Consider the following 2,500-nt stretch of genomic DNA (forward strand, 5'->3'; position numbering starts at 1 on the left):
GCTGGGCGCTCGGCCCTAACTGCGGGACGCGTATTCTACACATCCGGGCTGCTGAAGCAAGTGCTTTTTGACAGCCTTTTCTGGCTTCCGGTGCGCCCTCTAAAAGAGCCTTTCCGGAACCCCGAACCACCGTCTCCGGCAGCTCGTGAGGGGCTGCGCATTATAGCGAACCGCCTCTCCGCGACAAGCCTTTTTTAAAGGCTTCTTACAGTGCCGGATACGATGCCCGAAAGCGTCTGATCCAGCCCTGGAGGACTGCAGTGAGCCCTCAGCGGAGCTAATTGAAGCTCCTGGAAGCGCCGCAAAAAGTGACAGCTTCTACTAAAAGGAAAAGGCCGTACAGTTACCTGTACGGCCTTTCGGATTTGAAGCCTGACGATGACCTACTCTCACATGGGGAAGCCCCACACTACCATCGGCGATGTTGCGTTTCACTTCTGAGTTCGGCAAGGGATCAGGTGGTTCCACAACTCTATGGTCGTCAGGCAAACTGGCTTGGGTTGGCGTGGTCTTATGGGCTCTGTTGCCCGGCGCTGCCTGTTACCGCCGTTTGCACGATCTTACGATCAACGGTAACCCCAAATATTTCGGTGAAACATTCTGTAGTAATACACCGCAAGCCGATGCTCCTTCGAGCTCTTGCGCGTCTCTCGGATTCACAATCCGAATCGTTAGTAACCATCTCTGTTGTATGGTCAAGCCTCACGGGCAATTAGTACTGGTTAGCTCAACGCCTCACAACGCTTCCACACCCAGCCTATCAACCTGGTAGTCTTCCAGGGCCCTTCAGGGGACTCGAAGTCCCAGGGAGATCTCATCTTGAAGGAGGCTTCCCGCTTAGATGCTTTCAGCGGTTATCCCGTCCGAACATAGCTACCGGGCAATGCCACTGGCGTGACAACCCGAACACCAGAGGTTCGTTCACTCCGGTCCTCTCGTACTAGGAGCAACTCTTCTCAAATCTCCAACGCCCACGGCAGATAGGGACCGAACTGTCTCACGACGTTCTAAACCCAGCTCGCGTACCACTTTAAATGGCGAACAGCCATACCCTTGGGACCGGCTTCAGCCCCAGGATGTGATGAGCCGACATCGAGGTGCCAAACACCGCCGTCGATGTGAACTCTTGGGCGGTATCAGCCTGTTATCCCCGGAGTACCTTTTATCCGTTGAGCGACGACCCTTCCATACAGAATCGCCGGATCACTATGACCTACTTTCGTACCTGCTCGACATGTCTGTCTCGCAGTCAAGCGCACTTATACCATTATGCTCATTGCATGATTTCCGACCATGCTGAGTGCACCTTCGTACTCCTCCGTTACTCTTTGGGAGGAGACCGCCCCAGTCAAACTACCCACCATACACTGTCCCCGATCCGGATAACGGACCTGGGTTAGAACCTCAAACATACCAGGGTGGTATTTCAAGGATGGCTCCACTGCAACTGGCGTCACAGTTTCAAAGCCTCCCACCTATCCTACACAAGTAGGCTCAAAGTTCAGTGCAAAGCTGTAGTAAAGGTTCACGGGGTCTTTCCGTCTAGCCGCGGGTACACTGCATCTTAACAGCGATTTCAATTTCACTGAGTCTCTGGTGGAGACAGCGTGGCCATCGTTACGCCATTCGTGCAGGTCGGAACTTACCCGACAAGGAATTTCGCTACCTTAGGACCGTTATAGTTACGGCCGCCGTTTACCGGGGCTTCGATCAAGAGCTTCGCTTACGCTAACCCCATCAATTAACCTTCCGGCACCGGGCAGGCGTCACACCCTATACGTCCACTTACGTGTTTGCAGAGTGCTATGTTTTTAATAAACAGTCGCAGCCACCTGGTCACTTCGACCGGCATCAGCTTAGGGAGCAAGTCCCATCACCAACGCCGGCGTACCTTCTCCCGAAGTTACGGTACCATTTTGCCTAGTTCCTTCACCAGAGTTCTCTCAAGCGCCTTGGTATTCTCTACCTGACCACCTGTGTCGGTTTAGAGTACGGTTCACTATTGCCTGAAGCTTAGAAGTTTTTCCTGGAAGCATGGCATCAACCACTTCACCTACCTAAGTAGGCTTCGTCATCAGCTCTCGGCCTTAGGGACCCGGATTTGCCTAAGTCCCCAGCCTACTACCTTAAACACGGACAACCAATCGCCGTGCTGGCCTAGCCTTCTCCGTCACTCCATCGCAGCAATAGCGAGTACAGGAATGTTAACCTGTTTCCCATCGACTACGGCTTTCGCCCTCGCCTTAGGGGCCGACTAACCCTGTCCCGATTAGCGTTGGACAGGAACCCTTGGTCTTCCGGCGGGGAGGTTTTTCACCCCCCTTGTCGTTACTCATGTCAGCATTCGCACTTGTGATACCTCCAGCAAACCTCCCGGTTCACCTTCAACGGCTTACACAACGCTCCTCTACCATGCACATAGTGCATCCGCAGCTTCGGTTATCAGTTTGAGCCCCGGTATATCTTCCGCGCGGGCCGACTCGACTAGTGAGCTATTACG

2 rRNA genes (1 of these 2 cut by a window edge) are annotated in these 2,500 nt (G+C 53.8%); both read right to left on the bottom strand.

Features of this window, described 5'->3' with window-relative positions:
• Positions 1–370: 370 nt before the first annotated feature.
• Positions 371–486: ribosomal RNA gene (gene rrf, locus AWR36_RS14845) — 5S ribosomal RNA — on the bottom strand.
• Positions 487–691: 205 nt separating this feature from the next.
• A 23S ribosomal RNA gene (locus AWR36_RS14850) occupies positions 692–2,500 on the bottom strand; it runs 1,072 nt beyond the window's last position.

This window comes from Microbulbifer flavimaris (assembly GCF_001641755.2).
GTDB classification, from domain to species: Bacteria; Pseudomonadota; Gammaproteobacteria; order Pseudomonadales; family Cellvibrionaceae; genus Microbulbifer; species Microbulbifer flavimaris.